The 22953-nt window shown below is 42.6% G+C and carries 21 protein-coding genes and 1 pseudogene; 7 read left to right on the top strand and 15 right to left on the bottom strand.

The features are described from left to right. Both holA and BSCG_RS00395 read right to left on the bottom strand, forming a co-directional pair. The coding region (gene holA / locus BSCG_RS0128220; RefSeq protein WP_032849913.1) for a DNA polymerase III subunit delta at positions 1 to 493 on the bottom strand (493 nt) is incomplete at its 3' end. A gap of 23 nt (positions 494 to 516) precedes the next feature. Then, positions 517 to 1293 carry an AMP nucleosidase gene (locus BSCG_RS00395; protein ID WP_004303046.1) on the bottom strand — a complete coding sequence of 259 codons (777 nt, stop codon included), beginning with the start codon at positions 1291 to 1293 and terminating at the stop codon, positions 517 to 519. A gap of 63 nt (positions 1294 to 1356) precedes the next feature. On the opposite strand from BSCG_RS00395, the gene BSCG_RS00400 reads away from it, so the two are divergent. Further along, positions 1357 to 1806, top strand: coding sequence for a type I restriction enzyme HsdR N-terminal domain-containing protein (locus BSCG_RS00400; RefSeq protein WP_008777626.1), 450 nt, complete (start codon positions 1357 to 1359; stop codon positions 1804 to 1806). A 172-nt stretch (positions 1807 to 1978) separates the two neighbouring features. Here the strand turns inward: BSCG_RS00400 and BSCG_RS00405 are convergent, their stop codons facing one another. The 5 genes from BSCG_RS00405 to BSCG_RS00425 all read right to left on the bottom strand — a co-directional run bounded on the left by BSCG_RS00405 (position 1979) and on the right by BSCG_RS00425 (position 9924). After that, complete coding sequence (locus tag BSCG_RS00405) at positions 1979 to 5128, bottom strand: efflux RND transporter permease subunit (RefSeq protein ID WP_008777625.1); 3150 nt, start codon at positions 5126 to 5128, stop codon at positions 1979 to 1981. Between the two features lie 140 nt (positions 5129 to 5268). Then, positions 5269 to 6402: an efflux RND transporter periplasmic adaptor subunit gene (locus tag BSCG_RS00410; RefSeq protein WP_004310407.1), complete on the bottom strand. Its 1134-nt coding sequence runs from the start codon at positions 6400 to 6402 to the stop codon at positions 5269 to 5271. 33 nt (positions 6403 to 6435) lie between these two features. Next, entirely contained in the window at positions 6436 to 7833 is a 1398-nt protein-coding gene (locus BSCG_RS00415; protein ID WP_004295943.1) for an efflux transporter outer membrane subunit, read from the bottom strand. A gap of 160 nt (positions 7834 to 7993) precedes the next feature. Next, complete coding sequence (locus BSCG_RS00420; RefSeq protein ID WP_004295942.1) at positions 7994 to 8824, bottom strand: zinc ribbon domain-containing protein; 831 nt, start codon at positions 8822 to 8824, stop codon at positions 7994 to 7996. 5 nt (positions 8825 to 8829) lie between these two features. Continuing rightward, the gene (locus tag BSCG_RS00425) at positions 8830 to 9924 is read right to left on the bottom strand and encodes a Nif3-like dinuclear metal center hexameric protein (protein WP_008647557.1); all 1095 of its coding nucleotides are present in this window, start codon (positions 9922 to 9924) and stop codon (positions 8830 to 8832) included. Between the two features lie 278 nt (positions 9925 to 10202). Here BSCG_RS00425 and BSCG_RS00430 point away from each other — a divergent pair, with 278 nt between their 5' ends. Both BSCG_RS00430 and BSCG_RS0128215 read left to right on the top strand, forming a co-directional pair. Next, positions 10203 to 10706 (top strand): RNA polymerase sigma factor, encoded by a 504-nt coding sequence (locus BSCG_RS00430; RefSeq protein ID WP_004303051.1) that lies wholly within the window; start codon positions 10203 to 10205, stop codon positions 10704 to 10706. Positions 10707 to 10938: 232 nt separating this feature from the next. Beyond that, positions 10939 to 11351, top strand: a pseudogene (locus BSCG_RS0128215) (DUF4891 domain-containing protein). 19 nt (positions 11352 to 11370) lie between these two features. Here BSCG_RS0128215 and BSCG_RS00435 read toward each other — a convergent pair. From BSCG_RS00435 to BSCG_RS00450, 4 genes are read right to left on the bottom strand one after another with little or no spacing between them, the layout of a single operon-like run. Further along, positions 11371 to 11667, bottom strand: coding sequence for a hypothetical protein (locus BSCG_RS00435; protein ID WP_004308920.1), 297 nt, complete (start codon positions 11665 to 11667; stop codon positions 11371 to 11373). Next, positions 11664 to 12458: an ABC transporter permease gene (locus BSCG_RS00440; RefSeq protein WP_004308919.1), complete on the bottom strand. Its 795-nt coding sequence runs from the start codon at positions 12456 to 12458 to the stop codon at positions 11664 to 11666. Before BSCG_RS00440 ends, BSCG_RS00435 begins: the two co-directional genes overlap by 4 nt. A gap of 47 nt (positions 12459 to 12505) precedes the next feature. After that, on the bottom strand, positions 12506 to 13126 hold the full coding sequence (locus BSCG_RS00445) for an ATP-binding cassette domain-containing protein (RefSeq protein ID WP_004308918.1): 621 nt from the start codon (positions 13124 to 13126) through the stop codon (positions 12506 to 12508). 36 nt (positions 13127 to 13162) lie between these two features. After that, positions 13163 to 14719, bottom strand: a complete 1557-nt coding sequence (locus BSCG_RS00450) for an ATP-binding protein (protein ID WP_004308917.1) — start codon at positions 14717 to 14719, stop codon at positions 13163 to 13165. 180 nt (positions 14720 to 14899) lie between these two features. Here BSCG_RS00450 and BSCG_RS00455 point away from each other — a divergent pair, with 180 nt between their 5' ends. The 3 genes from BSCG_RS00455 to BSCG_RS00465 all read left to right on the top strand — a co-directional run bounded on the left by BSCG_RS00455 (position 14900) and on the right by BSCG_RS00465 (position 17599). Next, positions 14900 to 15442: a ferredoxin domain-containing protein gene (locus BSCG_RS00455; RefSeq protein WP_004303057.1), complete on the top strand. Its 543-nt coding sequence runs from the start codon at positions 14900 to 14902 to the stop codon at positions 15440 to 15442. 83 nt (positions 15443 to 15525) lie between these two features. Continuing rightward, positions 15526 to 16647: an agmatine deiminase family protein gene (locus tag BSCG_RS00460; RefSeq protein ID WP_032849912.1), complete on the top strand. Its 1122-nt coding sequence runs from the start codon at positions 15526 to 15528 to the stop codon at positions 16645 to 16647. A gap of 67 nt (positions 16648 to 16714) precedes the next feature. Next, the gene (locus tag BSCG_RS00465; RefSeq protein ID WP_008777621.1) at positions 16715 to 17599 is read left to right on the top strand and encodes a carbon-nitrogen hydrolase; all 885 of its coding nucleotides are present in this window, start codon (positions 16715 to 16717) and stop codon (positions 17597 to 17599) included. A 122-nt stretch (positions 17600 to 17721) separates the two neighbouring features. On the opposite strand, the gene BSCG_RS00470 is transcribed toward BSCG_RS00465, so the two are convergent. From BSCG_RS00470 to BSCG_RS00480, 3 genes are all read right to left on the bottom strand, one after another. Further along, entirely contained in the window at positions 17722 to 18111 is a 390-nt protein-coding gene (locus BSCG_RS00470; RefSeq protein WP_004295929.1) for a GtrA family protein, read from the bottom strand. Beyond that, the gene (aspS, locus tag BSCG_RS00475) at positions 18108 to 19871 is read right to left on the bottom strand and encodes an aspartate--tRNA ligase (protein ID WP_008777620.1); all 1764 of its coding nucleotides are present in this window, start codon (positions 19869 to 19871) and stop codon (positions 18108 to 18110) included. Before aspS ends, BSCG_RS00470 begins: the two co-directional genes overlap by 4 nt. Before the next feature lie 108 nt (positions 19872 to 19979). Next, positions 19980 to 21005, bottom strand: a complete 1026-nt coding sequence (locus BSCG_RS00480) for a diacylglycerol/lipid kinase family protein (RefSeq protein WP_004303062.1) — start codon at positions 21003 to 21005, stop codon at positions 19980 to 19982. Between the two features lie 220 nt (positions 21006 to 21225). Between BSCG_RS00480 and spt the strand changes: the two genes are divergently transcribed. Next, a complete protein-coding gene (gene spt / locus BSCG_RS00485) occupies positions 21226 to 22410 on the top strand; it encodes a serine palmitoyltransferase (protein WP_004311645.1) in 1185 nt (394 codons plus the stop codon). 81 nt (positions 22411 to 22491) lie between these two features. On the opposite strand, the gene BSCG_RS00490 is transcribed toward spt, so the two are convergent. Continuing rightward, positions 22492 to 22953, bottom strand: a 462-nt coding sequence (locus BSCG_RS00490) for an ABC transporter permease (RefSeq protein ID WP_032849911.1), incomplete at its 5' end; no start/stop codon positions are given.

Below are 22953 nucleotides of genomic sequence, written 5' to 3'. Positions count from 1 at the left end.
TAGGTTCCATATCAACTCCTTTCCGTTTCATATACGAAGCTATAAAACCGGGAAGTTGTGCATCCTTTATTTTTTTAGATTCAAACAGTACACCAACTTTGTCCACCTCGGCAGCCAGCTTCTTTCTACGATCCAACGTTCCATGCTTATGGCATATCACTAAAATGGTGGAAAGCAAAGGCTTTTGAAGATAATACGACAACTCTTCCATATTACGTACCGCCTGTGCTTCCTTAACTACTACTACTTGGTGTTCCGACATCATGGGATAACGCTTTGCAGCATTTATAATCGTTGCCACATCCACATCAGCCCCATACACAACAGTCAGGTTGAATTCTTTTTCCGTCTCACTCAACACATTATCCGTTATGTAATCTGCAATCAAGTCGATATAATACGACTCTTCTCCCATCAGGTAATAGATAGGGCGATACTGCTTTGCTCTCAATTCCTTGAGGATGTCATCACAGGTCAGTTCTTGTTTTGCCATATATAATTTTCAGAAAGACCGGATTACCAGTCGAATTTCAAGTGTTTAACAGTTTTCTTTTCATCAATAATCATGCGCAAAGAAGCAATACCAATTTCAACATGCTCTTCTACATAATTTCTGGTAACCAAATTATCACTTCTATCTGTTTTTACTCCGTCGGGGGTCATTGGCTGATCGGACACTAATAATAATGCGCCGGTAGGAATATGATTGGCAAAGCCACAACTGAACAAAGTTGCAGTTTCCATATCAACTGCCATAGCCCGGGTCTTTTTCAGATATTCTTTGAATACATCATCATGTTCCCAGATACGGCGGTTGGTGGTATATACGGTACCAGTCCAATAGTCACGGCCTTTGTCACGGATGGATGAAGAAACGGCACGCTGCAACATAAATGCAGGTAATGCAGGAACTTCGGGAGGAAAATAATCGTTAGAAGTTCCCTCTCCACGGATAGCTGCAATAGGGAGAATCAAATCGCCAAGCTGATTTTTCTTGTCGATGCCACCACATTTTCCCAAAAACAAACAAGCCTTGGGTTGAATAGCTCCCAGCAAGTCCATGATGATGGCAGCGTTAGGACTTCCCATACCAAAGTTAATCATAGTGATGCCTTCGGCAGAAGCAGAAATCATATTTGCATCCCTTCCTAAGATGGGAACATTAAACTGATTTGCGAAAATCTCGACGTACTTGTTGAAGTTAGTCAACAGAATATACTCTCCAAAATCCTCCAGGTTACGTTTTGTGTAACGGGGCAGCCAATTAGCTACGATTTCTTCTTTTGTTTTCATAATTATCTATTAAATTTGTGCTCCCAATAATGGGAACCATTATTTAACTTACAAAAATAATAAATGTTATCGTTAAACCTACCAGTATTCGACACTAAAATAAACGTACGAAACGGAAAAAATGTAATTTTCGACGTAATTCGTAAACGATATGTCGCCCTTACCCCTGAAGAATGGGTACGGCAACACTTTGTTCACTTTCTTATTGCACACAAAGGATATCCGACTGCCCTTCTGGCCAATGAAGTAATGGTAAAGTTAAACGGTACTACCAAACGATGCGACACCGTACTTTATCGGAGGGATTTATCAGCCCGGATGATTGTGGAATATAAAGCACCATATATCGAAATTACACAGGCTGTTTTCGACCAAATCACCCGGTATAATATGGTACTGAAAGTAGATTATCTGATTGTCAGCAACGGAATGCAACATTATTGCTGCCGGATGGATTATGAAAACCAGAGTTATACGTTCCTCCAGGATATTCCAGATTACAAATCTTTATAAAAATGATCCGCTTCATTCGCCTTAAAAAACATACTTACCTGCAAGAATAAAATAGCGTCACTATCCGTTCAAGATAGTGACGCTATTTGCTTACTATGGTGACACCATCCCAAACAGATGGCGTCACTATACCAACTCCCCTTTCAGGTAGTCTTCAAACAGCCTTTTACTTCTATACGGCAACATCTTTCTCACTATCCTCATTTCCTTTCTTTTTGCTGAATCGCTCTTGCAATTTCTGCATGAATTCGTAGAAATTAGGAATATAAATGGTAGCCAATAAAGTGTTCATAGCCATACCAAATACCACAGCGGCACCCAATGCTATACGACTTTGTGCACCTGCACCGGTGGCGAATAACAAGGGCATCACTCCTAGTACAAAAGCAAAAGAAGTCATCAGGATCGGACGCAAGCGGACATGCCCCGCTTCAAAGGCAGCTTCCCTAATTGAATTACCCTCGGCACGGAAATCACGGGCAAATTCCACAATCAAAATTCCATTCTTTGCAGAAAGCGCAACCAACAGGATTATACCGATTTGCGTATAAATACTGACTGGAGTTCCCATAATCAGACAGCCAATCATGGCACCTAATAAGGCTACCGGCAATCCGATGACGGCTGCTACCGGGCTGGTCCAACTTTCATACTGTGCAGCAAGTACCAGAAAAGCAACAATTAACGCCATAATCAGAACAATGGTAGTAGTATTCCCTGCCTGGGTTTCCTGATAGGCAACGGAAGTCCATTCATACCCAAACTCATCTCCCAACTGTTCCTTAAACAATGCTTCCACTTCTTGAATAGCCTGCCCGGTACTACTTCCCGGAGCAACATTACAAGTCAGAGAAGCAGTCGAGTACATATTATAGCGGTTAATCTGGTCTTGGCCTAACTGTTCCTCCACTTTGGTGAAAGAAGAAAAAGGCACCATCTCTCCTGCCGAATTCGGCACACTTAACTTCAAAACATCATCAATCACGCGCTGTGCCTGATCGCGTGCCTCGATCTTCACCTGGTAAATACGGCCGAATTCAACAAAATCATTCACATAAGCCGCTCCCATATAATAGCCTAATGTAGAGAAAACATCGTTCAAGGCAATTCCCATGAACTGGACTTTGTCACGGTCGATATTCAAGAAATATTGCGGAACATTTGCTTGATACTGACTGGATACAGATGCTAAAGCCGGTTTCGAATGATAAGAAGCAAGCAAGGCATTGATGGCCTGCTGCATTTCCGTCGGTCCCAGATTACGCCGGTCTTCCAACTGAAGCTGCAAACCACCGGATGCACCTAACCCCGGAATAGCCGGAGGAACCATGGCGAACACTTCCGCAGCCTGAATAGTCATATACGCTTCACCATTAAAACGGTTGACTATGGCAGCAGCCGTATGCTCTTTCCCTTTCCTCTCACTCCAGTTTTTCAGTACCACAAAATAAGTTGCCGAGTTACTCTGTTCGCCACCACCCATGATAGAAAAGCCGGAAATACCAATATAATTCTTTACTTCCGGATAAGAATCCAGAATACCGTTTATCTTTTCTCCCACTGCTTGCGTACGCTCAAGGCTGGCGGCAGGCGGAAGTTGAACAACAGCAATAAAATATCCGTCATCCTCGTCCGGGATAAAAGTTGACGGCCAATGCATAAAAAGCAATAGAGCAATAACAGTCAAAGCGCCATAAGAAGCGAGAGCCATTCCCGGACGTTGAAGCAACCATTTGACAATTTTGTCATATACCCCTTGTGTCTTGTCATAAGCCTTATTGAAACCTTTGTATATAAAGAAGTTAGAAGGTTTACTCTTTTCAAGAAACAGTGCGCAAAGCGCAGGAGTCAATGTCAACGAATTGAAACCGCTCAATACGGTAGAAGCGGCAATAGTCAGCGCAAACTGCTTATACAGCTGACCTGAAATTCCACTAATCATCATTGTTGGAATAAACACGGCAAGCAATACGAGAACCACCCCGACAATCGGGCCCGTGATCTCTCCCATCGCTTTTGTCACGGCTTCACGAGGTGAGTACTGCCCAGTTTCCAATAATCTCGAAGCGTTCTCCACCACCACTATCGCATCATCCACCACAATAGCAACTGCTAAAATCAGTCCGAACAATGTTAATGTGTTGATAGAGAAACCAAATGCCGCCATTACGGCAAATGTACCGATCAACGATACCGGGATAGTAATACAAGGAATAATCACTGCCCGCCAATTCTGCAGGAACAAGAAAATAACGAGTATCACCAGCAAAGTTGTTTCAAAGAAAGTAACCATCACTTCATCAATGGAAGCATGGATAACATCAGTCGTATCCAAAGTGACATTATAGGCCACTCCTGACGGGAAACTTTCTGCAAGTTCTTCCATCTTAGCTTTCACTCCTTTTGAAACATCCAGCGAATTGGAACCCGGTTGCTGGTAAATAGCAATAGCAGCCGTAGGTTTTCCATTCAATCGCGACACTACACTGTATGAAGCAGACCCCAAATCAATGCGTGCAATATCTTTCAGACGAAGCATCGCCCCGTCCTGCTCACGGCGGATAATAATATTCCCGAACTGTTCCGGAGATTTCAATCGTCCCTGAACATTCAAAGTATACTGAAAAGCATTATTATTATCCTGTCCGATAGGCTGACCGATATATCCGGCGGATACTTCCACATTCTGTGACTGGATCGATTGATAGACTTGCTGCGGTGAAATATTCCGTATACGCATAGCCTCCGGATCGAGCCAGATGCGCATCGAATAGTCCCCTGCTCCCATCACATTCACAGCACCCACTCCGGGCACACGTGTCAGCTGGTCCACTAAATTCAATTTGGCATAATTAGTCAGATACAGGCTGTTGTACACAGAGTCCTGCGAAGTCATTGTCAAAAACATCACAATGTTTGAAGATTGTTTCTGCACAGTGACCCCTTGCACCACCACCGGTTCCGGCAGCGATGATTGTGCGATACTTACCCTGTTTTGTACCTGCACAGTTGCCATATCGATATCCGTACCAACAGCGAATGTAATAGTCAGAGAATATGCTCCCGAAGATGAAGAATTGGAAGACATATAAAGCATGCCGTCTACACCATTCACCTGCTGTTCGACAGGAATACCCACTGTTTGAGCAACAGTTTCAGCATTTGCCCCGGGATAAACGGCAGAGACCTGCACCGTTGGCGGTGTGATCTCCGGAAATTGCGCCACAGGCAATATATTGAGTGTGACCAGACCGGCTACTACAATAAGCAGGGCAAGGACAGTAGCAAATATCGGTCGGTTGATAAAAAACTTAGAAAACATAATGTATAGGTTTAAAAGCAGTCTCTCCACAACTTTCTCCCAAGGAGAGGGAGCAGAAAGTTACTTTTGTTAATTAATCGGTTTTAAGTACATCACCTTTATTGATTTCGTTTGTTAATCAATCAGTTATCCAAAAGACCTTATTTCCCTCTTTTGGGAAGGGAATCAGGAAGCGGCTTTACTTTCATTCCGTCTCTGACTTTCATCAAAGCCTCTGTGACATACTGTTCCTGCGGGGAAAGTCCACCCAATACCTGCCGTAAAGTGCCGTCGACCAACTGCCCTATTTCAATATGCCGGTAATGAACTATATTCGAATCATTTACAATATATAAGTATTTGCCTAACTGGTCGGTTCCGATAGAGCCCTCTTTCACCAACATGGCATTTTTAGCTTCTCCATAAGGTAAAGTTATGCTTACATATAATCCGCTCTTCAATATCCCTTTCGGGTTATCAAAATTGGCACGAACCATCAGTGTTCCTGTATTCACATCTACATTTGGTGAAAGATAATCGAGCGTAGCCGGATAACTTTCAGTTCCCCCCTTTCCCAGTTGAACCATTATTTTTTTAGGAAGATCAGTCGGTAACTGCTGGGTATCCATCGTCATTGCCAACCATTGATTATCAGCAACATTAAAGTAAGCATACATCTGATTATCTTTATAAATAGTAGCCAATGTGACTGGTTGCAACGAACCGCCTACATAACTTCCTATATCTACAGTCGCCTTACTGATGGTGCCGTCAAACGGTGCACGGACATAACAATATCCCAAGTTTGTACGGGCGGTGCTCAAAGCTGCTTCCGCGTTGCTGACAGCTGCAACACCCTCTTTCACAGAAGATTCAGCCTGAAGTACCTGTATCTGACTGACCGCATCACTCTTTACAGCCTCTTTCATACGGCTATAATTATTACGAGCATATTCCAATTGCGCTTGGGCAGTTTTCAGTTCTGCTTCTGCTTGCTCCACCTGATCTTTATATAAGGTTGGTTCAATGACAAACAACAGTTGCCCCTGTTTCACCCGTCCACCTGCGACATAAGAGGTAGACTGCAAGGTTCCGTTCACCCTGGCTACAAGATTCACCGTCTTTTCTGTTGTCAGATAACCCGGATAATCTTTCGTCAAAGTAATATCCTCCACTATGGGTTTGGTCACACTAATTTCCGGAGTTGGCATACCTCCCATCGCTCCTGTACTTTTCTTCTCCTTGCAACCCGTCAATATAGGCAGTGCAAGAAAGATATACATCAGTTTTTTCATATCTGTTAGGTTATATATTTTATAGATTGATTTTTATTCTCTCCAACCACCCCCTAAAGCCTTGTAGAGGGCTATCAGTTGCAAAAGCGAACTACCTTGTGCCTGTACCAGCTGATTCTCATAAGATAACAGAGAACGTTGTGCATCAAGTACGTTTTGGAAAGGCGAAAGTCCCTGTTTATAAAGTTCCAGTGAAAGTTTCAATGTCTCAATTCCTTGATTGCGTACTTCCCGCAGGGCTACAATCTGTTTGATTGAATTCCGGTAGGAATTCATAGCATTGTCCGTTTCCTGTACGGCAGTTAAAACCGTCTGATTAAACTGGTTGATCGCTTCATCCAGTTGCGCTTTTGCCAGCCGGGTTGCATTCACCAGCTGTCCTCCATTGAAAATAGTCCAGTTCAATGACGGAGCAATTTCATAAGTCATACTTTTACTTTTGGTGAGATCCTTCAGGTCACGGGCGGCATATCCAAATGAACCTTTCAAGAAAACTTTCGGCAACCAATCCGCTTTCGAAGCTCCAAGCAATGCTGCCTGCGCATTTACGCTCAATTCCGCACTTCGTACATCAGGCCGTCGCAGTAATAAATCGACAGGCATTCCCACTCCGATAGGTTCCATATAATCGGGCAATGTACCACTAGATTCAAGAACAGGACGAATGTCCTGGGGATACATTCCCAATAAGACAGCCAATGTTGTGATATACTGATTGATACCCGCTTCCAACTGGGGAATGGAGGCTTTTGTGCTATATAATACAGACTTGGCCTGTGCCACATCGAGTTTAGCAACCAGCCCGGTGTTATAGCGTACTTCCGTGATTTTCAGGACTTCTTCCTGCGAAGCACTGTTTTTCTTCACCACTTCAAGCTCTTGTTGCAACTCCCTTAGATTGATATAAGCCGAGGCTACTTCTGCAGCTAATGAGACCATGACTCCAGTGTATTCTTCCTTGCTGGCGGCAAAATTCTCTTTCTGCGCTTTTACCCGTTTCCGGATACTGCCGAAAATATCAAGCTCCCAGCTCATGCTTAGCGAAGCATCATAATAATGATCGGTTGTTTGGGGCAGTGAACTTGTATTTCCACTGGTTTCCTGACGGGTCCATCCTGCATTCAATCCGATGGAAGGAAAAAAGTTACTGCGTTCTATCCAAAGATTGGCACGAGCGGCAGCTATACGGTTGATTGCCATGGCAACGGAGTAATTACGATCTACTGCCAGAGCTATCAAAGAGTCCAGTTTGGTGTCTTGGAATGACTTCCACCAATGGTCATCTACCGGAAGTATCTGTTGAAACACTTCCCCGCTCTCTTCCCAATCTTGAGGAAGCGGAGCTTTCAAATAACGGTTTGCGGTCTGTCCAACCGCGGTCACAGTTGAAAGAAACATAAGGAGCGATGTGCCCCACACTCGTATATTCATATCAGTTCAGGTTTTTATGAAATGAAAAGATAACAACTAAAGGGTAAGTTTGTTTATCGATTCCTTTTATACGAGCACTTGTTAAAACAAAAAAAGCCCAGCATTGCTGCAGGGCTTATTATATATCAAAAAAGTAACTTTACTTACTTCACTGCTCTTCTTATTCAGCAGTTTTTCTTCTGATAGCTCTTTTGGTAGTAGCTACCGGAGCTTCTTCCACCTTGTGTTCGATTTGTACGCCAGCCAATTCCGGGTCAATCATAATACGTCCGCAATATTCACAAACGATTACTTTCTTACGAGAACGGATATCCAGTTGTCTCTGGGGCGGAATCTTGTTAAAGCAACCACCACAAGCGTCACGCTGTACGTATACAATACCCAATCCGTTGCGAGAGTTCTTACGGATACGTTTGAAAGACTGCAACAGACGCGGTTCGATCTTAGTTTCCAAATCTTTAGCTTTGTCTCTCAATTTCTCTTCTTCCTGTTTGGTTTCAGAGATAATTTCGTCCAGTTCGCTCTTCTTCTGCTCAAGGTCTTTCAGTCTTTCGTTAAGAATCTGATCGTTCTTCGTTACTTCAGCCTCTTTTTCTTCTTTATCAGCAGAATATTCCTTAATTCTCTTTTCGCAAAGTTCGATTTCCAATGTCTGGAATTCGATTTCTTTCGTCAAGAAATCATATTCACGGTTATTGCGAACATTGTCTTGTTGTGACTTATATTTTTCTACTGAAGCCTTTGCTGTTTCAATTTCTACTCTCTTGCCGGCAATAGCAGATTTCAGTTCATCCACTTCAGCTTTGATCTTGTCGATACGGGTACTCAAACCAGCAATTTCATCTTCAAGGTCTTGCACTTCCAACGGAAGTTCACCTCTCAATGTCTTGATTTCATCAATCTTAGACAACATCGTTTGCAGTTGGAACAGTGTCTTCAGTTTCTGTTCTACCGTCAACTCATTCGGATCTTTTTTTGCTTCTCTAGCCATTTTACTTATAAATATTTTATGGGATTCGTATTTATTTTACTCAATTGGAGTGCAAAATTAGGAAATAAATCCCGGATTATGGAATAAAAAATTTCTTTTGTATATTGTTCGCTTTCGTAATGACCAATCTCTGCCATCAGAATATCACCCTCGTGGCCGAAATAATCATGATATTTGATTTCTCCCGTAATAAAGACATCCGCACCCGTCCGAATTGCCTGTGGAAGCAGGAAAGCTCCGGCACCACCACATAAGGCAACCTTCTGTATTTCTCTCCCCGTCAGTTTGTTATGACGTACACAACCCACTTCAAAGATTTTCTTGATGCGTTTCAGAAACTCGAGTTCCGTTTCCGATTCATCCAATTCACCTACAATTCCCGAACCTGCCTGCAACCAGTCATTCTGCAACGGATACAAGTCAAATGCCGGTTCCTCATAAGGATGTACAGACAATAAAGCCTTTATAACTTCCGCTTTTTTATATATAGGAAGAATGGTTTCAATCCTCACTTCATTTTCATGATGCAGTTCACCGATTGTTCCACAGAAAGGATGCGTTCCCTCTTTTGCCCGGAAGGTTCCCTCTCCTTTCAGATTGTAACTGCATGAATCATAGTTACCTATATTTCCGCATCCGGCTGCAAACAACACTTCGCGCACACTATCGGCTTGTGCATCCGGCACGAAAGTCACCAGCTTAATCAGACAGTTCTCTTTCGGTTCGAGCACTTTCAGATTCTTCAACCCTATTTTCTCTGCTATCTTATAATTAACTCCACCTTGTGCATTATCAAGATTAGTATGTGCTGAATAGATCACAATATCATTCTTTATTGCTTTCAGTATGCAGCGTTCCACGTAATCTTTGCCCGTGATAGATTTATAGCCCTTGAAAATGAGCGGATGGTGCGATATAACGAGATTGTACCCCAGCGCGATAGCTTCATCCAACACAGCTTCGGTAACGTCAAGACACAACAAAGCCCCTGTTGCTTCCGCTTCTGTCAATCCGATTTGCAGGCCGGCATTATCAAATCCGTCTTGCAATGGCAGAGGCGCGAATCGTTCAAGGGCGCTTACTATTTCCTTAATTTTCATTATTGGTAGAAAATTTGGTTGCAAAGATAATAAATAAAATAGGAATTAACATACTAAGTGATCGTTTTTTAGAGAATTTATCGTTATCCATTTTTTGAGATCCCCGTAAAAGATATAAAATACCACCCAGAAACTATCAAAAAGGACCTAAAAACTATCTGTTGATAGAAATTCCCCTAAATTACGTCTGATTCTCCCCTACCAAGGTCGACAAAATATCTTAAACTTGCATCATCAAAATTTTTACAACGAATACTCACATTTTAAAAACAACACATATGAAAAGTTTAAGCTTCAGAAAAGATTTGGTAGGAGTTCAGGAAGAATTACTACGTTTCGCATACAAACTGACAACAGACCGCGAAGAAGCAAACGATTTGCTGCAGGAAACCTCATTGAAAGCATTAGATAATGAAGATAAATATACACCCGATACAAATTTCAAAGGATGGATGTACACCATCATGCGCAATATCTTTATCAATAATTATCGTAAGGTAGTTCGCGACCAGACATTTGTTGACAAGACCGATAACCTTTATCATCTTAATTTGCCGCAAGATGCAGGGTTTGAAAGTACTGAAAGGACATACGACCTGAAAGAGATGCACCGTGTAGTCAATGCTCTTCCGAAAGAATACAGGGTTCCGTTCGCCATGCACGTTTCCGGATTCAAATACCGTGAAATTGCAGAAAAACTGAATCTTCCGTTAGGTACCGTAAAAAGTCGGATCTTCTTTACCCGTCAGAAATTACAGGAAGAACTAAAAGACTTCCGCTAAACCATAACTATATCCATATAAATTTTAGATTAAACAGTTAATTTCATTTTTCAGTTTTATCAATAGGCAAAAGGCAAAAAGAGTTTATATTCTTTTTGCCTTTTGCCTGTTTTCATCGGATAAATTCGGATAAAAACCGGTTCCGGAATAAAAACTAATTATAAATTTTCGCCTAAATCTTCCGTTATTTATTGAAATTCTGTACTTTTACTTCATCTAAATAATGAATACGATGAAAACAAATTTGACTTTACTGCTCCTGCTAGTTATGATGGTTTCTTGCCAGCCCAAGAAAAGTGATAGTATCGAAATGTCCGTAGCCGAGGCTGCAAAGATTGACAATATCGAAGATTGTGCGGCAGATACGGTCAAAGCTACCGCTATCTTCTGGATTGATAAAGTAGAAACCAAACACTGTAAAGAGTACGGTTTTCGCACAATCAAAGCTAGGGTGCTCATTCGCGAAGACGGGAAGGTTGATTTGCTGTCTTCGTCAAGAAACAATCGCCTGATGTAGAGAAGTATATACGCCATCACCTCTCTAAATTTCAAGTAACGGAAAAGATGTTTGAAGGCGGTTATGTGCAACCCGGAGAACAATTCGTGCAGCTTCGCTGCTTATGGGGAATGTTGAAAGGCAAATAATAAACACGCTAATAACCGGTTAGCTTTTGCTTTTCATTTGCACCTTATTTATCATTTGTACCTTGTTTTTCAGTGCATACCGTTCGTCTACGACTCTGTCCGTAGGGAAGAAAGTGAAAATAAGCCGCCACTCTCCTTCCTTATAGATAAATTTACGTCCACTGGCTCCACGAAGAATTGCTTCGTATTTTTCCTGCAGGAAAGCCTCGATATGTTCCGGCATTTCTGTGCCGGATGCTGAAAACTCCACTGTTATAAAGAAGTGTGGAATAGCTATTTCAGCTACTTTATGGAATATCTGGTCAATAACAGTCATTTCCTGGGTTCTTTTGTTACCTCCAGCAGTTTTCCGTATGCATCAAAAGATCGACGCGAAGCCAATGAAATAGTAATCATTAGCGATAGCATAGATGCTGTGAAAGTAATCACCATAATCATCATCTGATACTTGATAGCGACATTCGGGCTGCTTCCTCCCAGAATTTGTCCGATCATCGTGCCCGGAAGAGCCACCAATCCCATCACGGCAATGTTCGCAATCAGGGGACTAAACGATTTAATGATGGCCTGCCGGATAAATGGAGCCTGCGCTTCCTGCCTTGTTGCTCCGTTTCCCAATAAATACCGATATAGTTGCTGTTCACGTTTCAATCCACTATAATAAGTATTCAAAGCTATTACATTGCTCGACAGCATATTACCCATCAGAATTCCAAATATTGGAATAAAGTATTGGGCGCTAAATATATTATCCAGTTGGAGAACAATACCGATAAAATAGATGCCTACCAATACAACACTACAAAGAAATCCTACCGTAATAGGGATTAATAAAACACTACGTTTCAACTGAGTACGTACCAATGCGGTCTGCCCGGCCACGAATACCATAATTATCACCCAAAGAAAATTAATCCAGGGATTGTTCCATAAAAAGAGATATTTCAGATACATGCCGATAAAGAACAGCTGGATAATCATCCGTAATGTACCAATCACGGCAGGTTTCAGCAATCCCGTTTTAAATTTCCAAAGGTAAAAAAACGGAATGGCAAGCAATAGTAGCCCTATAAAGAGATTATAATATGATATATCAATCGTTCCCACAATATATTCTTAACAATTCTATCCGATTTGCGTTACAGTTCAATTAATTACAGTTCTATTAAATAATGACAGCCCGAAGCAAAGTCCTTATCATGTGATACGGCTAACACAGCCGTTCCTCTTTCCGCCTGTCGCCGGAAAAAAGACAGGACTTTACCGGTTGATCCGGCATCCAAAGCAGAAGTCGGTTCATCTATGATAATGAGAGGTTTGTTGAGCATTGCAGCCACAGCCAACATAATACGTTGGCGTTGACCACCCGATACTTCATTCACCCTCTTTGTATATAATTCGTGTTCCAGCCCCAATTCATCGAAACAAGTGAAAAGTCTTTCTTCCGAAAAAGGAACAGAACGATTCACTTTCAGTCCGAACGGGAGAGCCACCATCTCTTTGACCCATTCAAAAGGTAGTGCCAATTCTTGAGGAATCCATGCAATCTGTCTGCGGACACTATCGATAGTCGATATATCAAGCAATGTTTCCCCTACCTGTATAGATCCTTCTTTCAAAGGCACAAACCCCATTACCGCATTCAGCAACGAAGTCTTTCCACAACCGGATTGACCGACAATGCAAGCCGTTTCTCCCCTTTCCAACTTCATACTGAAACCGGAGAAAAGCACTTCCGTACCAAAAGCAATACAGGCATTATTAATATGTAACATCTATTTGTTCTCTTGAAAATCCTGCCAAAATTATATTTATTGAAGTTCCGCCACCCACTTCTCAATGTTTCGTGTTTCAGCACTAAAATTCACTCCAATCTTAAAAAGTGTTCGCCCATCACTTTCGAAAGGTTTAGCATAATGCTTTTCATTGATCTGCTGCAAGGCTTCTTCAGCCGTACCCTCCAGCTTGAATTCCATGACATAGATAAATTTATCAGTCTGCAAAACAAGATCGATACGGCCCTGGCTCGTGTGATATTCCGCTTTTACATAAAAACCGACTAATTTGAACACGATAAAGAGAACATTCTGATAATGCAATTCCAAATCGCGAACCAATTCATAAGGAGTATCTGCAAAGAAACTCTGAAGACGACGGAAAAAAGAATCATAATCTCCCGAACGGACTTCGCGGACAAACTTCTGAATCTCAAAAGATGATTCTACGGCATTTATATTGGCATAAAAAGGCATGAGATATTTCACAAAACCTTCCTCCACTTCACGATTGGGAAATCCCAGGCGATAAGTTTCAAATTCACGATCGTAGCCTTTTATGGTAAGATAACCGCTCTGATAAATCACAGGGATAGGATTGTCGGAAGTTGAATCAATACTATTCAGTACGTCGGCACTAGTTTCTTCATGAGCCATCCGGTGAAGATCGTAATGATGTTTTTTTAGTAATTCGACCAGATAAGTAGGTGTGCCCGTTTCAAACCAGTAGTTGCCAAACACATTGTATTTAAGGGTGTTAAGTACACTGAACGGATTATACATACCTATAGAATCATGAGTGAAATGATAACCATCATATCTTTCACGCATTTCTGTGCAAATTTCATCATACGTCAAACCTTGCGCATCGGCAAATTCATGCAATTCAGTTTCAAAGTTCTCATGCAACTCACGATCACTGATTCCGCAGATTTCTATATACTGCTGACGCATAGAAATATCCTCCAGATTATTCAGATCGCTGAATACACTTACTTTTCCGAATTTTGTAACTCCCGTAAGCATACCAAATTTAATGCAGCCATCCTTGCTTTTTAAAGCTCCATAGAAAGCCTTCAATGTATCACGAAAACTCTTCTGGAGTTCATCATTACCAATCGCCTGTAACATAGGCTTATCGTATTCATCCACAAGAATAACGACACTCTGGCCCTCTTTCTCACAAGCACGCTGAATAATACCCTCGAAACGCATAGCTAGAGAAGTTTCTGCAGATTCCGCTCCATAGATTTTTTCCCATTCCACCAATGTGCGATTCAGCTTATTTTCAAGTCTTTCCGGTGTATCGTATTTTTCTGTATTGAGGTCAATATGCAGGATCGGATATTTAAACCAGTCTTTTTCCAGTTTCTCTATCGCCAATCCTTCGAAAAGTTTTTTCTTCCCTTGAAAATAGGCTTCCAAAGTAGACAGTAACAAACTTTTCCCAAAACGACGTGGACGACTAAGAAAATAATAACTGCCAGTTTTCACCATTTGATATATCCAAGCAGTCTTATCTATATAGCAATAACCTCCTTTACGGATTTTCTCGAAGTTCTGTATGCCGATAGGATAAATTTTATTACTCATATACTCATAACTTTATAAGTTGACAGATACAAAGATAGCCTTTTCCACCCAATAACACAAAGTCCGATACGAAAGTTTTTTCATATCAGACTCAAATGATAGCCCCTATTTATTTCATCATCTAGTGTAATTTTGCCAATTTTCATTTATCTTTGCCTTACTAATTAATTCAAGAAAGTTATGATACTGAACGAAAGAGACGCTCGTCACGAGCATATATTGCAGGTAGCACGTCAGATGATGACGGCTGCGCGCACTGCTCCGAAAGGAAAAGGAATCGATATTATTGAAGTGGCCCTCATCACTGATGAAGAGATTAAACAATTATCGGACACTATGATAGCTATGGTAGAAGAACACGGAATGAAATTCTTCCTTCGTGATGCCGACAACATCCTAAGTGCCGAATGTGTTGTACTGATAGGAACACGCGAGCAGACACAGGGCTTGAACTGCGGCCATTGCGGATTTGCCACCTGTGCCGGACGTACTGATGGAGTTCCCTGCGCATTGAACAGCATAGATGTAGGTATCGCAATAGGTTCCGCGTGCGCCACGGCAGCCGATTTACGCGTAGACACACGCGTCATGTTCTCCGCCGGATTGGCAGCACAACGCCTGAACTGGCTGAAAGACTGCAAGATGGTAATGGCGATCCCCGTAAGCGCATCCTCCAAGAATCCGTTCTTTGACCGGAAACCGAAGCAGGAAAACAATGCATAACAGTCACATCGATGCAGAAAACAAACTGACTTTAGATGCAGACAATAAACTGATTTTATAAATAACTAAATATATATAGTCTAATGGGAATCATGGTTGGACTCCCCAGCCCAAGCGGCTCGGAGAAAGATTTGCAGTTGAACTTCGGCAAAAACATGACCGTACAGGTAGAAATGAGAGCACCTCATTTGCCTGCCGAATGGCACATGCAGAGCGGTATACAGTTAACATGGCCACATGCCGGTACAGATTGGGCCTACATGCTGGCGGAAGTGCAAGAGTGTTTTATCAATATTGCCAGAGAAATAGCGAAGCGTGAATTATTATTGATCGTCACTCCCGAACCGGAAGAAGTGAAAAAGCAGATAGCTGCTACTGTCAATATGGATAACGTCCGCTTTCTGGAATGTGCCACCAATGACACATGGGCCCGCGACCACGGAGCCATAACAATGATAGATACCGGCACCCCTTCCCTGCTCGACTTCACCTTCAACGGCTGGGGACTGAAATTTGCTTCCGAACTGGATAATCAAATTACCAAACATGCCGTAGAAGCCGGAGCCTTGAAAGGCCAGTATATAGACCACCTCGACTTCGTACTCGAAGGAGGTTCTATCGAAAGCGACGGAATGGGTACATTGCTTACCACTTCCGAATGTCTGCTTTCTCCCCAACGAAACGGACGACTGAACCAGGTAGAGATAGAAGAATACCTGAAATCAACCTTCCACCTGCAAAAGGTGCTTTGGTTAGACCACGGTTATCTGGCCGGTGATGATACCGACAGCCACATCGACACTTTGGCACGCTTCTGTTCTACCGACACCATCGCTTACGTGAAATGCGAAAACAAAGAAGACGAACATTACGAAGCACTGCTTGCAATGGAAGAACAGCTGAAAACATTCCGCACCTTAGCAGGAGAACCCTATCGCCTATTGGCCTTACCCATGGCAGGCAAGATAGAAGAAGACGGCGAACGCCTGCCTGCAACTTACGCCAATTTCCTGATTATGAACGACGTTATTCTCTACCCGACATACAATCAGCCGGCGAATGACAAAAAAGCAGGAGAAGTATTGCAGCAAGCCTTTCCAAGCCATCAAATAATTGGAATAGACTGCCGTGCCCTGATTAAACAGCACGGTTCCCTACACTGTGTCACCATGCAATATCCGCTGGGTGTTATAAAGGAGTCATAAAAGAATTACAAAGGAGCTATAAAGGAATTATAAAATAATGAATGAATCAACCCACTAATTATTCATCATGAGAAAAATAAAAGTCGGAATCATCCAACAATCCAATACCGCAGATATTAAAGCCAACCTGATGAACCTCGCAAAGAGTATCGAGGCTTGTGTCGCCCACGGCGCACAACTGATTGTGCTCCAGGAGTTACACAATTCACTTTATTTCTGCCAGACAGAAAACACTAACCTGTTTGATCTTGCCGAACCAATTCCCGGGCCTTCCACAGGCTTTTATTCCGAGTTGGCAGCAGCTAATAAAGTAGTCCTTGTTACCTCTCTTTTTGAGAAACGTGCTCCCGGACTTTATCATAACACCGCTGTCGTATTCGACCGCGACGGAAGCATTGCAGGAAAATACCGGAAAATGCATATTCCCGATGATCCGGCTTACTACGAAAAGTTCTATTTCACTCCGGGAGACATTGGTTTTGAACCGATTCAAACATCTTTAGGAAAACTGGGCGTATTAGTATGCTGGGATCAATGGTATCCGGAAGCTGCCCGCCTGATGGCACTAAAAGGTGCGGAACTTTTAATTTATCCTACCGCCATTGGCTGGGAAAGCAGCGACACGGACGATGAAAAAGCCCGCCAACTCAATGCCTGGATTATTTCACAACGCGCTCATGCCGTTGCCAATGGACTTCCTGTTATCTCCGTCAACCGTGTAGGACACGAACCCGATCCTTCCGGACAGACAAACGGTATCTTATTCTGGGGAAACAGTTTTGTAGCAGGACCACAAGGGGAATTTCTGGCACAAGCCGGAAACGATCACCCGGAGAACATAGTAGTGGAAATAGATATGGAACGTTCGGAAAACGTTCGTCGTTGGTGGCCTTTCCTTCGTGATCGTCGGATTGACGAATATGATGGACTTACCAAACGCTTTCTGGATTAAAGGCTTACCCACATACCTTCATTGCAGGAGGTTTATCTAATAAAGAAAAAAAGAAGGGCACAGAGTTCAAATCTAAATTGAGAACTCTGTGCCCTTTCAATATATCATCATAAATAACTATCTCATTGAAACGTTATTTTTTTGTTGGCTAGGAAATTAGCCCCTCCATAAATAAACAATCCCAGGAATTGAGCCAGATATTCATTCACGTCCAATCCTTCTACCAATAAGACAAGAAATAAGAACTGTGCGGTGTAAGCCACGGCAAAAGCAGAACAAAAGAGCAGTATCTGTTTCCAGATACTATTCTTTTTATTTTCTACGGGGAATATCCAGTATTTGCACCAGATAAAGTTATGGATTTGAGCTATCAGATACGCTGTTATATTAGCCACCATATAGTCACCATCGAATGACATTTCTTTCATCATTAACCATACAACCAACGCCATAATTAAGGCGTTCATTGTACCGATGACTATAAAACGGAATATGCGTACAGATTCTTTCACTCGCCCTCTTTCAGATCAACGATCAAATTCAGTTCATCAAGTTGAGTCTGGTCGATTGCAGACGGTGCATCCAGCATCACATCACGTCCGGAATTGTTTTTCGGGAACGCAATACAGTCGCGGATAGAATCCAAACCAGCGAACAAAGATACCCAACGGTCGAGTCCGTATGCCAAACCACCGTGAGGAGGTGCACCATACTTAAAGGCATTCATCAGGAAGCCAAACTGCGCCTGTGCCTTTTCCGGAGTGAATCCAAGAATCTCGAACATCTTCGCCTGTAATTTCGCATCGTGGATACGGATAGATCCGCCACCAACTTCCACACCGTTCACTACCATATCATAAGCATCTGCACGTACAGCTGCCGGATCAGTATCCAACATCGGAATATCTTCCTCTTTCGGATGAGTAAACGGATGATGCATAGCCATCAGACGACCTTCCTCCTCGCTCCATTCGAACATCGGGAAGTCGATCACCCAAAGACAAACAAACTTATTCTTATCACGCAACCCCAGTTGAGCGCCCATTTCCAGACGAAGCTCACAAAGTTGTTTACGTGTTTTCATCACATCGTCGCCGGACAAGATCAGAATCAAGTCACCCGGTTTAGCACCGAATGCCTCTTTCATTTGCTGCAGCACTTCCTGCGTATAGAATTTATCCACGCTCGATTTTACAGTTCCGTCCGCTTCTACACGGGCATACACCATACCTTTTGCACCAATCTGCGGTTTCTTTACGAAGTCCGTCAGTGCATCCAGTTGCTTACGAGTATAAGTTGCAGCACCTTCGGCACAGATACCACCCACATAAGCAGCATTATCGAATACAGAGAATCCGTGACCTTTCATGATATCCATCAGTTCCACGAATTTCATGCCGAAACGCAAGTCCGGTTTGTCACTACCATAATATTTCATGGCATCCGCCCAAGACATACGCTGGAACGGTTCAGCCAGTTCCACGCCACGCAGTGTTTTGAACAAATGTTTAGCCATTCCTTCGAAAGTAGTAATAATATCTTCCTGCTCAACGAAGCTCATTTCGCAGTCAATCTGCGTAAATTCCGGCTGACGGTCGGCACGCAAGTCCTCATCACGGAAACATTTTGCAATCTGGAAGTAACGGTCGAAACCGGAAACCATCAACAACTGCTTCAATGTCTGCGGAGATTGCGGAAGTGCGTAGAACTGTCCCGGATTCATACGTGACGGTACTACGAAGTCGCGTGCACCTTCAGGAGTAGAACCGATCAAAACGGGCGTTTCCACCTCGATGAAGCCCAGGCTATCCAGATATTTGCGAACTTCAATCGTCATTCTATGACGCAATTCCAGATTAGAGCGGACAGCGTTACGACGCAAATCCAGGTAACGATATTTCATGCGGATATCATCACCACCATCCGTATTATTCTCAATAGTGAACGGAGGAGTCATAGCCGTATTTAGTACGTTCAGTTCGGAAACGATGATTTCAATGTCTCCGGTAGGAATGTTTGCATTCTTGCTGAAACGTTCATTAACCGTTCCTGTCACTTGAATGACGAACTCACGTCCCAGTTTATTAGCACGTTCACAGAGTTCAGCATTAATTTCTTCGTTAAAGACCAACTGGGTAATTCCGTAACGGTCGCGGAGGTCGATAAAAGTCATTCCTCCCATTTTACGGCTGCGCTGTACCCATCCAGACAGCGTAACTTGCTTGTTTACATCAGAGATTCTTAGTTCTCCACATGTGTGCGTTCTGAACATATATTTTTTATTTAAACGATTATCACTCGCGTTTCTATTTTGATTGAACCAAAACTGCGCAAAAGTACGCAATAATTTGTAATTCGTTGTCAGTAATCCGTTATTTTATCAGACTTTCTTTGTCAGCTTTTTCAATATTTTCTTGTTTCTGTCTGTTATATTGTCGACGATGGCTTCATTCATCAATTTGATACCATTCATATATTCCTGCGCTCTTTGGAGCACATTGGCAGCATCCTTTTCCGACGCTTGCGGCACCACTACGCGCAATCCCCTTTGAATCAACTCAATGTTCACATTGGCGTCCGTTTCCATGGGGTCGCCGTCAAAGTGCACTACTCCCGGAGTAGTGCGACGGATGCACAACTGCTTGCAACGGAAAGTCTTGATACGGCTATTCTGATCGATTGTCTTATTGAATAACTGGAAAGCCAATGAAGGGACATCCAATACGGTGAACGGTTCGAGAATGGTTACATCCAGCAAGCCATCCGTCAGCGTAGCTTGCGGGGCGATATAAGCATTGTTTCCATATTGCGACGCGTTTCCGCAGGCAATCAGGAAAGCCTTATACTTGGAAACTCCGTTTTCCGTTTCCAGTTCATACGTTTCCGGTTCATATTTAAGACTCTCTTGCAGGGTTTTTTCCAGATAAGTCAACACCCCGCGTTTACCGGCATGCGCAAACTTCAGACTAACAAAAGCATCGAATCCCACTCCGCAAGTGCAGAAAAAATCCGTCCCGTTAATCTTACCGTAATCTATTACGTCCATGCAACCTTCGTTCAGCACTTCCAGCGCCCTCTTCGGTTCCATCGGTATATGCAGATGCCTCGCCAGTCCATTACCCGATCCGCAGGGAATAATTCCCAGTGCGGTATCAGTATGCACCAACGAACGAGCTATTTCATTGATTGTCCCGTCCCCACCGATAGCCACTACTATATCAGTCTTCTCTTCGGCAGCTTTAGCAGCTATTTCTACTGCATGACCGGCTCTCTCCGTATTCACTACTTCCCAAGAGTATCTCGCCTTGTCTATTTTTTCGTCCAGCAAGTTAAGAATCAATTCTTTACTTTGTGTTCCCGAAATAGGATTGACGACGAATTTTATTTTTTTCATTCTTTCGTTCATGCTATTCTTGTCGATTGTAGACGACAAAAGTAATATAAATATCTTAAATTTTAATCTATTAGAGGTTTCTAATCACATGAGGGCAACTTTTTTCTCTTAAAAAGAACAGATAAAAGCAAATTTTGTTATCTTTGCCCCCTGTTTTTAAACACTTGTTAAGATAAAAGGATGTAAGATCGTCAGCGAACGATCTGAGTATGAGTATAATAAATTATAATTCATGGGATTATTACAAGAGAAGTTAGCTAAGTACGACCTGCCACAAAAGTTTATGGCACAGGGCGTTTACCCATATTTCCGTGAGATAGAAGGAAAGCAGGGTACAGAGGTAGAAATGGGCGGACACGAAGTGTTGATGTTCGGTTCCAATGCATACACTGGCCTTACGGGAGATGAAAGAGTGATTGAAGCAGGTATTAAAGCCATGCATAAATATGGTTCCGGATGCGCAGGCTCGCGCTTCTTGAATGGTACACTTGACCTGCACGTTCAGTTGGAAAAAGAACTGGCTGCCTTTGTAGGCAAAGATGAAGCACTCTGCTTCTCAACCGGTTTTACGGTGAATTCGGGAGTTATTCCTGCTTTGACAGATCGCAATGATTATATCATTTGCGACGACCGCGACCACGCATCTATCGTAGATGGCCGTCGCCTCTCCTTCTCTCAACAACTGAAATATAAGCATAACGATATGGCGGATCTGGAAAAGCAACTTCAAAAGTGCAACCCGGATTCAGTGAAGCTCATCATAGTAGACGGTGTGTTCTCTATGGAAGGCGACCTGGCAAACTTGCCCGAAATCGTACGCTTGAAACATAAATACAACGCTACTATCATGGTAGACGAAGCTCATGGCTTGGGTGTATTTGGAAAACAAGGACGTGGTGTTTGCGACCATTTCGGTCTGACTCACGAAGTTGACTTGATTATGGGTACTTTCAGCAAATCATTGGCTTCTATCGGTGGATTCATTGCTGCTGATTCTTCTATCATCAACTGGTTACGCCACAACGCACGTACTTATATATTTAGTGCGTCCAACACTCCTGCTGCTACTGCATCTGCTCTTGAAGCCCTCCACATCATCCAAAATGAACCGGAAAGGCTTGAAGCTTTGTGGGAGGCTACCAACTATGCATTGAAACGTTTCCGTGAAGCAGGATTTGAAATCGGTGCAACAGAATCACCTATCATTCCTCTTTATGTACGTGACACGGAAAAAACATTCATGGTCACTAAATTGGCTTTCGACGAGGGTGTATTTATCAATCCGGTTATTCCTCCGGCATGTGCACCGCAAGACACTTTGGTACGTGTGGCATTGATGGCTACCCATACAAAAGATCAAATTGACCGTGCTGTAGAAAAGTTGGTTAAAGCATTTAAAGCATTGGATATTTTATAATCTACGAGGAATATATCACTCTTATCGGGTGAATAAAATAAAAGTCTGACACAAATCAATGTGCCGGACTTTTATTTTATCTTATTCACTCTTAAGTACTTCTGCCGGATTTTGCCGGGCGGCTTTCCACACGCGCCAAATAATGCTTAGGAAAATGACAAGTCCCATTCCTATGAATATGACTGCATAGAGCCACCATTCTATCGGTGTTTGCTTTATATAATTTTCTAGCCAATGTTTCATCATGACATATCCCAACGGAAAAGCAAAGAACGATGAAAACACAAGTAAAAGTAAATATTCTCTAAAGAATAGATTCAAGATGATTCCTATATTGGCTCCATTTACCTTGCGTATAGCTATTTCTTTACGACGTTGCTGACAGGACAGAGTCACCAATGAGAATATACCGAACACGGCAATCGCTATACATATAAAGGAGACTATGCTCAACAATTGGCACAATGTTTTCTCTGATTTCATATAAGTGTCATACACCTCTTCCATATTAGACAAGATCAATTCCGCATTTGGATTAACTTT

It is taken from the genome of Bacteroides sp. 2_2_4 (genome assembly GCF_000157055.1).
Classification (GTDB): domain Bacteria; phylum Bacteroidota; class Bacteroidia; order Bacteroidales; family Bacteroidaceae; genus Bacteroides; species Bacteroides ovatus.
Note: the sequence above shows the minus strand (reverse complement) of the source record. Positions and strands in the feature narration are given on the sequence as shown.

Coding starts and splice junctions, on each gene's coding strand:
- BSCG_RS00395 (WP_004303046.1), bottom strand. CDS start 1,293: ATGAAAACAAAAGAAGAAATCGTAGCTAATTGGCTGCCCCGTTACACA.
- BSCG_RS00400 (WP_008777626.1), top strand. CDS start 1,357: ATGTTATCGTTAAACCTACCAGTATTCGACACTAAAATAAACGTACGA.
- BSCG_RS00405 (WP_008777625.1), bottom strand. CDS start 5,128: ATGTTTTCTAAGTTTTTTATCAACCGACCGATATTTGCTACTGTCCTT.
- BSCG_RS00410 (WP_004310407.1), bottom strand. CDS start 6,402: ATGAAAAAACTGATGTATATCTTTCTTGCACTGCCTATATTGACGGGT.
- BSCG_RS00415 (WP_004295943.1), bottom strand. CDS start 7,833: ATGAATATACGAGTGTGGGGCACATCGCTCCTTATGTTTCTTTCAACT.
- BSCG_RS00420 (WP_004295942.1), bottom strand. CDS start 8,824: ATGGCTAGAGAAGCAAAAAAAGATCCGAATGAGTTGACGGTAGAACAG.
- BSCG_RS00425 (WP_008647557.1), bottom strand. CDS start 9,924: ATGAAAATTAAGGAAATAGTAAGCGCCCTTGAACGATTCGCGCCTCTG.
- BSCG_RS00430 (WP_004303051.1), top strand. CDS start 10,203: ATGAAAAGTTTAAGCTTCAGAAAAGATTTGGTAGGAGTTCAGGAAGAA.
- BSCG_RS00435 (WP_004308920.1), bottom strand. CDS start 11,667: ATGACTGTTATTGACCAGATATTCCATAAAGTAGCTGAAATAGCTATT.
- BSCG_RS00445 (WP_004308918.1), bottom strand. CDS start 13,126: ATGTTACATATTAATAATGCCTGTATTGCTTTTGGTACGGAAGTGCTT.
- BSCG_RS00450 (WP_004308917.1), bottom strand. CDS start 14,719: ATGAGTAATAAAATTTATCCTATCGGCATACAGAACTTCGAGAAAATC.
- BSCG_RS00455 (WP_004303057.1), top strand. CDS start 14,900: ATGATACTGAACGAAAGAGACGCTCGTCACGAGCATATATTGCAGGTA.
- BSCG_RS00460 (WP_032849912.1), top strand. CDS start 15,526: ATGGGAATCATGGTTGGACTCCCCAGCCCAAGCGGCTCGGAGAAAGAT.
- BSCG_RS00465 (WP_008777621.1), top strand. CDS start 16,715: ATGAGAAAAATAAAAGTCGGAATCATCCAACAATCCAATACCGCAGAT.
- aspS (WP_008777620.1), bottom strand. CDS start 19,871: ATGTTCAGAACGCACACATGTGGAGAACTAAGAATCTCTGATGTAAAC.
- BSCG_RS00480 (WP_004303062.1), bottom strand. CDS start 21,005: ATGAACGAAAGAATGAAAAAAATAAAATTCGTCGTCAATCCTATTTCG.
- spt (WP_004311645.1), top strand. CDS start 21,226: ATGGGATTATTACAAGAGAAGTTAGCTAAGTACGACCTGCCACAAAAG.